Genomic DNA, 7,646 nt, shown 5'->3' on the forward strand with positions numbered 1-7,646 from the left:
CGCGTTCACCGCCGCGCTCGTGGCGGCAGCCGGGGACCGCGGGATCGCGGTGGGCCCCGATGTCCGGCGCCAGGTGGCTCCCGAGGACGCCGAGACCGTCGCCGCCGTCGCCTCCGCGCCGCTGGAGGAGCAGATGCGCCACATGCTCGAGATCTCCGACAACTACCTCGCCGAAGCCCTGGCACGGATCGCCGCGCTCGAGAGCGGACGGCCGGCATCCTTCGGGGGAGCCACCGAGGCGCTCACCGCCGCGGCCGTGCGCCTCGGCGTGCCCCAGGAGGGGCTCAGCGTCGGCGACGCAGCAGGACTGTCCGTCCGCAACGCCGTGTCCCCGGCCCACCTCGCCCAGCTGGTCCGCGGCACCACCACGTCGCAGGAGCCCGGCCTCGCCGCCGTCGCACGATCGCTCCCCATCGCCGGCCTGACCGGGACGCTGGCGACACGGTTCACGGCCGAGGACGGTGCGGGTGCGGGTGCGGGGACCGTCCGCGCGAAGACGGGGACGCTCAATGCCGTCACCGGGCTCACGGGGCACGTCGTCACCGCCGACGGCCGCCTGCTCGTCTTCTCCTTCCTCGCCTCCGGACTCGACGGCACCACGGCCGAGGCGCGCGCCGCGGCGGACCGCGCGGCCGGACTGCTCGCGGGATGCGGCTGCCGCTGAGCCCCTACGGGCTGATCCTGCCCGTTCTCTGGGAGCCGCCGTCGGCAGGATGTGATCGAATAGGCGCATGTCCAGGAACGAGCCCGCAGCACCCCGTCCGCAGCTGGTCAACTGGGACGTCGCGGCCTCCACCGCGGCATCGCTGACCCCTGCCGGACCCACCATGGCGCCCGCGGACATCGCCCGCGCCGTCCAGAACATGCGGGAGCTGGCCGATGCGTCCGTCGGCCACGTCCACGCCATCTCCCGGCTCGACGCCGCGCGGGACCTGCGGGACTCCGAGCTGCTCGTCGTCGACCGCGCGACGTGGTCGAGGGCCAATTCCCAGAGCTTCCGCACGCTCATGGAACCTGCCCTGGACCAGCTCGCGGCATCCCGTCCCGAGGTCCTGAGGTCGGCGTCCCTCGCCCTCGGCGGAACGGTCACGGGGGCACAGCTCGGTGCCATCCTGGCGTTCCTCTCGAGCAAGGTCCTGGGCCAGTACGATCCGTTCGTGCCGTCGCGCAACGGGCAGGGCGGGCGGCTGATGCTCGTGGCGCCCAACATCATCTCGGTGGAGCGGGAACTGAACGTGGACCCGTCCGACTTCCGGCTGTGGGTGTGCCTCCACGAGCAGACGCACCGCGTCCAGTTCGCCGCGGCCCCCTGGCTCAAGGACCACATGACGAGCCACATCGGCCAGCTGACGTCCGGGCTGATGGACAAGGCGGACACGGTCTCGGAGCGCCTCGGTGCGGCCGTGAGGAACATCGCCGCGGGCAGGGCGCGTGCCCGCGGGGAGCGTCCGGCCGTGGACGCCCTGCCGTCGCAGGAGGTCGGCGTGCTGTCGATCCTGCAGGACCCGGACGACAAGGCGCGCCTGTCCCACCTCACCGCCGTCATGAGTCTGCTCGAGGGCCACGCGAACGTGGTGATGGACGGTGTGGACGGGAGCATCGTGCCGTCGGTCAAGACCATCCGTCGCCGTTTCAACGCCCGGGGGAAGTCCCGCGGGCCGCTCGAGAAGGTCATCCGGCAGCTTCTGGGACTGGACGCGAAGATGCGCCAGTACAGCGACGGCTCGAGGTTCGTGCGCCGCGTCGTCAGCCAGACGGGCATGGAGGGCTTCAACGCGGTCTGGGAGTCCGCCTCGCACCTGCCCACCGAGCGGGAGATCCACGCCGCCGACGAGTGGATCGACAGGATGAGCCTCCGCCGTCATGGCTAGGCGTCCCCGGCTGCTTCCCGCCGTCGGGGCCGCACGCAACCTGCTCGAGGCGAGCCTGCAGGGATTCCTGGCGGATCCGGTGCGGCAGGATCGTGCCGAGCCCGCATCGTCGGGTGCGCCTGGCGGCAGTGCTGCCCGGGACGTGCCGCTGGTGCTCGTCGCCTGCAGCGGCGGACCGGATTCTCTGGCCCTGGCGGCCGTCGCGGCGCACTTCGCGCACACGGGCCGCTGTCGCGTCGGGGCCGTCGTCGTCGACCACGGACTGCAGGCCGGCAGTGCCCGGACGGCCGCGGCCGCCGCAGGCGCCGCGCGCGAACTCGGCCTCGACCCCGTCGAGGTGCGGCGCGTCGCCGTCGAACGCGAGGGCATGGGACCCGAGGCGGCGGCCAGGACCGCCCGGTATGCGGCACTCGACGACGCCGCCGCGCGGCTCGGAGCCGCCGCCGTGCTGCTCGGGCACACCCTCGACGACCAGGCGGAACAGGTGCTCCTCGGGCTGGCGCGCGGTTCCGGCACACGCTCGCTCGCAGGGATGCCCGCACGCCGCGGCCTCTACGTCCGCCCGTTCCTCGAACTGCGCCGCTCGGACACCGAGGCCATCTGCGACTTCTACGCGCTCGACCCCTGGCACGACCCGACGAACCTCGACCCGGCCTACGCCCGCTCACGCGTCCGCGCCGACGTGCTGCCGTTCCTCGAGGAGCAGCTCGGCCCGGGCATCGCCCAGGCGCTGTCCCGGACCGCACGGATCCTCGGGCAGGACGCGGACCACCTCGAACGCCTGAGCGCCGAGGCCTACCAGCAGCTCCGGCGGCTCGACGACGGCGGCATCCTGCTGTCCGAGGAGGGGCTGAGGGCCCTGCCCGCAGCTCTGAGGCAGCGGGTCCTCGCCCTCGCCGCGCTCGAACTGGGGGCCTTCCAGCCGAGCTTCGAACGCCTCCGCGCCGCCGAGTCCCTGCTCGACAGGAAGGGGTCCGCCGGTCCGGTGCAACTGGGCGGGAAGGTGAGCGTCCACCGCCAGGTGCGGGGGCGGGCGGTTCTCCGGGGAGAGCCGAGCTATGGCAATCTTGTCCTTAGAAGCAATGGCCCCGGCGTGAAGCAGTCGCGCCGTCCAACCCAGGAGTAATCGGTGGATTCCAACGACGTCCAGTCAGATCTCAAGCACGTCCTCTACACCAGGGAAGAGATCCAGCAGCGGATCAACGAGCTGGCCCAGCAGATCGATGCCGACTACCAGGGCCGGGACATCCTCCTCGTGGGTGTCCTGAAGGGTGCGGTGATGGTCATGGCGGACCTCGCACGCGCACTCCACTCCCACATCACCATGGACTGGATGGCGGTCTCGTCCTACGGCTCGGGAACGCAGTCCTCCGGCGTGGTCCGGATCCTCAAGGACCTCGAGACCGACCTCATGGGCAAGCACGTCCTGATCGCCGAGGACATCATCGATTCCGGTCTGACGCTGTCCTGGCTCAAGGCCAACCTCCTGTCCCGCGGACCGGCATCGGTCGAGATCTGCACCCTGCTGCGCAAGCCCGACGCCGCGAAGGTCGATATCGACGTCAAATACGTGGGCTACGACATCCCCAACGAATTCGTCGTCGGCTACGGCCTCGATTTCGCCGAGAAGTACCGCAACCTCGATTTCATCGGCACCCTCGCGCCGCACGTCTACGAATAGGGGATTCCCCCTCGCCCCATGCGGGGAGTACGCCAAGAGGGAACTATTGCCACAATCCGCGCGTGGTGAATCTCGGACGGTGTATATGTTGAGGTGCTCCACGGGCACCCACGCAGCAGTGCGCCCGCACACTTTTACTTGCATCAGCAGGAGGGACAGGGCTTGCTGCCCTGAGACGTATGAAATTCAAGAACATCTTCAAGGGGCCCTTCTTCTGGATCATCCTCGCGGTCGTTGCGCTCCTCCTGGTCCTCCCGAGCCTCTTCGGCACGGGCAGTTCCCGCGTCGACACCAACGTCGGGCTCCAGCTCCTCGAAGATGACAAGGTGTCGCAGGCCAAGATCTACGACGGCGAGCAGCGCGTGGACCTCACCCTCCGTGAGGACTACGAGGGCAAGGGCGAGAGCGTCCAGTTCTACTACAGCACCGCCCGCGCGGAGAGCGTCGTCGATGCCATCAACACCTCGGACACCGACGGCTTCACCGACCAGCCCGCCGAGAGCAACTGGCTGCTCAGCCTCGCCGGCCTGATCTTCCCCATCCTGATCCTCGGCGTCATCTTCTGGTTCCTGCTCAGCCGCATGCAGGGCGGCGGCTCCAAGGTCATGCAGTTCGGCAAGTCCAAGGCCAAGCTCATCTCCAAGGACATGCCCCAGGTGACGTTCAACGACGTCGCGGGTGCCGACGAGGCGGTCGAGGAACTGCTCGAGATCAAGGAGTTCCTGCAGGAGCCCGCCAAGTTCCAGGCCCTCGGCGCCAAGATCCCCAAGGGCGTCCTGCTGTACGGCCCTCCCGGGACCGGCAAGACCCTCCTCGCACGCGCCGTCGCCGGTGAGGCCGGCGTCCCCTTCTACTCCATCTCCGGATCCGACTTCGTCGAGATGTTCGTCGGCGTCGGCGCGTCCCGCGTCCGCGACCTGTTCGAGCAGGCGAAGAACAACTCGCCGGCCATCATCTTCGTGGACGAGATCGACGCCGTCGGCCGCCACCGCGGTGCGGGCGTCGGTGGTGGCAACGACGAGCGCGAGCAGACCCTGAACCAGCTCCTCGTCGAGATGGACGGCTTCGACGCGACCACCAACGTCATCCTGATCGCCGCGACCAACCGTCCCGACGTCCTCGATCCCGCGCTCCTGCGCCCGGGACGCTTCGACCGCCAGATCGGCGTCGAGGCCCCCGACATGAAGGGCCGCGAGCACATCCTCTCGGTGCACGCCAAGGGCAAGCCCATGGCGTCCAACGTGGACCTGAAGGCCGTGGCGAAGAAGACGCCAGGCTTCACCGGCGCGGACCTCGCGAACGTCCTCAACGAGGCGGCACTCCTGACGGCCCGTTCGAACGCCCAGCTGATCGACGACCGCGCACTCGACGAGGCCATCGACCGCGTGATCGCCGGTCCCCAGAAGCGCAGCCGCGTGATGAAGGAACTCGAACGGAAGATCACGGCGTACCACGAGGGCGGCCACGCCCTGGTGGCGGCGGCGCTCCGCAACACCGACCCCGTGACCAAGGTGACCATCCTGCCGCGTGGGCGCGCCCTCGGATACACGATGGTCATGCCGAGCGACGACAAGTACTCGGTGACCAGGAACGAACTGCTCGACCAGCTCGCCTACGCCATGGGCGGCAGGGTGGCCGAGGAGATCGTGTTCCACGACCCGTCCACGGGTGCCTCCAACGACATCGAGAAGGCCACGGGGACCGCTCGCAAGATGGTCACCCAGTACGGCATGAGCGAGCGCATCGGCGCCGTGAAGCTCGGCCAGGGAGCCGGCGAGCCCTTCCTCGGCCGCGACATGGGCAGCGACCGCGACTACTCCGACCAGATCGCCCTGGTGGTCGACGAGGAGGTCCGCCGCCTGATCGACAACGCGCACGACGAGGCGTACCAGATCCTCACCGAGAACCGCGACGTCCTGGACCAGCTGGCGCTCGAGCTGCTCGAGCGCGAGACGCTCAACCAGGCGGAGATCGCCGAGGTCTTCCACAACGTGCGCAAGCGCGACCTGCGCGAGGTGTGGCTGTCCAAGCAGACGCGCCCCGTGCACTCGCTGCCGCCGGTCACGTCCCCGAAGGAACGCGCGGAAGCACTGGAGAGCGGCCGGCCCACCCCGGAATCCGTGGCGCCGCAGGACCAGATCGCCGACGCGGACATCCCCGGTGATTTCGACGTCCGGGGCTCGGACCTCCCGTCGCCCGAGTCGGGCGACCGCCCCGGGGACAGCCGGGACGGCTAGTCCCGCAGGAGTACGCCACCGGCCAGGGGGCCGGTGGCGAGCAGTGTCCGAGGAAGGGGTGGAAGAGCTGTGACTGATTTCGACGACGAGGTGGTGGAAGCCGCGCTGGAAGCCACCGGTTCCCCCGTGGACCAGGTCCGCATCCAGCGGGCGGTCCGGGAGATCCTGGCGGCGATCGGCGAGGACCCGGATCGCGACGGCCTGCTCGAGACGCCCAAGCGGGTGGCGAAGGCGTATGCGGAGATGTTCGCGGGGCTGCACCAGGATGCCAGCGAGGTGCTGTCCACCTCGTTCGACCTGAACCACCAGGAACTCGTGCTGGTGAAGGACATCCCGTTCTACTCCACGTGCGAGCACCACCTGGTGCCGTTCCACGGGACGGCCCACCTCGGCTACATCCCGTCGGAGGAGGGCCGCGTCACCGGCCTCAGCAAGCTCGCGCGCCTCGTGGAGGTCTACGCCCGGCGCCCCCAGGTCCAGGAACGGCTGACCACGCAGATCGTCGATGCGATGATGGAGCACCTGAAGCCCAAGGGCGCGATCGTCGTCATCGAATGCGAACACATGTGCATGTCGATGCGCGGGGTGCGGAAACCCGGAGCAAAGACCGTCACGTCAGCTGTACGCGGCCAGATCCGTGAGACGGCGACGCGTGCCGAGGCGATGAGCCTCATACTCGGAAGGTAGGACCCCATGGATTCTCTCGCTGCAGCGCCCGGGACGGGGCCGGCGACCTCGCCGCTGCCCGTCCTCCGGCCGGTCCGGGTGGCAAAGGCCGTCGGGGACCTGCCGGCGGACCGCGCCGTCGTCCTTGGGATCCTGAACGTCACTCCGGACTCCTTCAGCGACGGCGGCAGGTACGCCACCACCGACGACGCGATCGGCCATGGCCTCCGTATGCACTACGCGGGTGCGGACATCATCGACGTCGGTGGGGAGTCGACCCGACCGAACGCCCGCCAGGTGCCGGTCGAGGAGGAGCTGGCCCGCGTGCTCCCGGTGGTGAAGGCCCTCGTGAAGGCCGGAGCCCTGATCAGCATCGACACCATGCACGCGGAGACCGCGCGGCAGGCACTGGATGCGGGTGCCGCGATCGTCAACGACATCTCGGGCGCCGGCTTCGATCCCGCCATGCCGGCACTCGTCGCCGAGCGCGGCGTGCCCTACGTCCTGACCCATCGGAGGGGCACGGCCGCGACGATGGACGGCCTCGCGACCTACGGCGACGTCGTCGCGGAGGTGACCGCGGAACTGGTCGGACTGCGCGACCGGTTCATGGCCGCCGGCGTCGCCGCCGAGCAGATCATCCTCGATCCGGGACTCGGTTTCGCGAAGACCGACGAGCACAACTGGGCGATCCTGCGGAACCTCGACGCCTTCACCGGGCTGGGACACCGCGTGCTCGTCGGCGCCTCCCGCAAGCGGTTCCTCGGCACCCTCCTGACCTCGGCGGGCAGGGCCGCGGCGCCCGGAGAACGCGACTCCGCCTCACTCGCGGTCGCGACCCTGGCCGCCGCCGCCGGCGCCTGGGGCGTCCGCGTCCATGATCCTGCCGCGACGCTCGACGCCGTCAAGGTCGCCGCCGCCGGCACCCGACGGTGAACGGGTCTCCCGTGCCGGGCAGGCCCGGTTCACCCTCCGGTCACCTGGACACGGTGGTGCTCACCGGCATCACCGCCAAGGGGTACCACGGCGTCTTCGACCACGAGCGCCGGGACGGCCAGCCCTTCGCGGTGGATGTCGTGCTCCACCTCGACCTGCAGCCCGCGGGGACCAGCGACGATCTCGCCAGGACGGCGCACTACGGGGAGCTCGCCGAACTGGTGCACGGCATCATCGGCGGGAAGCCCTTCGCCT

General features: G+C 69.9%; 8 protein-coding genes. All 8 read left to right on the top strand.

Annotated features, from left to right (window positions below; genetic code table 11):
• Positions 1 to 664 (top strand): D-alanyl-D-alanine carboxypeptidase/D-alanyl-D-alanine endopeptidase (gene dacB, locus CVO76_RS00785; protein ID WP_208740349.1); only part of this gene is annotated, 664 nt, incomplete at its 5' end.
• A 67-nt stretch (positions 665 to 731) separates the two neighbouring features.
• Positions 732 to 1,871, top strand: coding sequence for a zinc-dependent metalloprotease (locus tag CVO76_RS00790; protein WP_208740350.1), 1,140 nt, complete (start codon positions 732 to 734; stop codon positions 1,869 to 1,871).
• On the top strand, positions 1,864 to 2,997 hold the full coding sequence (tilS, locus tag CVO76_RS00795) for a tRNA lysidine(34) synthetase TilS (protein WP_208740351.1): 1,134 nt from the start codon (positions 1,864 to 1,866) through the stop codon (positions 2,995 to 2,997). The genes CVO76_RS00790 and tilS overlap by 8 nt, the downstream gene beginning before the upstream one ends.
• Positions 2,998 to 3,000: 3 nt before the next feature.
• Positions 3,001 to 3,552 (top strand): hypoxanthine phosphoribosyltransferase, encoded by a 552-nt coding sequence (gene hpt, locus CVO76_RS00800; protein WP_104116634.1) that lies wholly within the window; start codon positions 3,001 to 3,003, stop codon positions 3,550 to 3,552.
• A gap of 179 nt (positions 3,553 to 3,731) precedes the next feature.
• Positions 3,732 to 5,789 carry an ATP-dependent zinc metalloprotease FtsH gene (gene ftsH, locus CVO76_RS00805; RefSeq protein ID WP_208740352.1) on the top strand — a complete coding sequence of 686 codons (2,058 nt, stop codon included), beginning with the start codon at positions 3,732 to 3,734 and terminating at the stop codon, positions 5,787 to 5,789.
• A gap of 69 nt (positions 5,790 to 5,858) precedes the next feature.
• Positions 5,859 to 6,476: a GTP cyclohydrolase I FolE gene (folE, locus tag CVO76_RS00810; protein WP_133080086.1), complete on the top strand. Its 618-nt coding sequence runs from the start codon at positions 5,859 to 5,861 to the stop codon at positions 6,474 to 6,476.
• Between the two features lie 6 nt (positions 6,477 to 6,482).
• A complete protein-coding gene (gene folP, locus CVO76_RS00815) occupies positions 6,483 to 7,391 on the top strand; it encodes a dihydropteroate synthase (protein ID WP_208740353.1) in 909 nt (302 codons plus the stop codon).
• 11 nt (positions 7,392 to 7,402) lie between these two features.
• The coding region (locus CVO76_RS00820; protein ID WP_432206113.1) for a dihydroneopterin aldolase at positions 7,403 to 7,646 on the top strand (244 nt) is incomplete at its 3' end.

Source organism: Arthrobacter agilis, from assembly GCF_002953615.1.
GTDB classification, from domain to species: domain Bacteria; phylum Actinomycetota; class Actinomycetes; order Actinomycetales; family Micrococcaceae; genus Arthrobacter_D; species Arthrobacter_D agilis_B.

Bases quoted from the DNA above. Each gene is read 5' to 3' on its own strand.
- tilS (WP_208740351.1), top strand. From the start codon at position 1,864: ATGGCTAGGCGTCCCCGGCTGCTTCCCGCCGTCGGGGCCGCACGCAAC.
- folP (WP_208740353.1), top strand. From the start codon at position 6,483: ATGGATTCTCTCGCTGCAGCGCCCGGGACGGGGCCGGCGACCTCGCCG.
- CVO76_RS00790 (WP_208740350.1), top strand. From the start codon at position 732: ATGTCCAGGAACGAGCCCGCAGCACCCCGTCCGCAGCTGGTCAACTGG.
- ftsH (WP_208740352.1), top strand. From the start codon at position 3,732: ATGAAATTCAAGAACATCTTCAAGGGGCCCTTCTTCTGGATCATCCTC.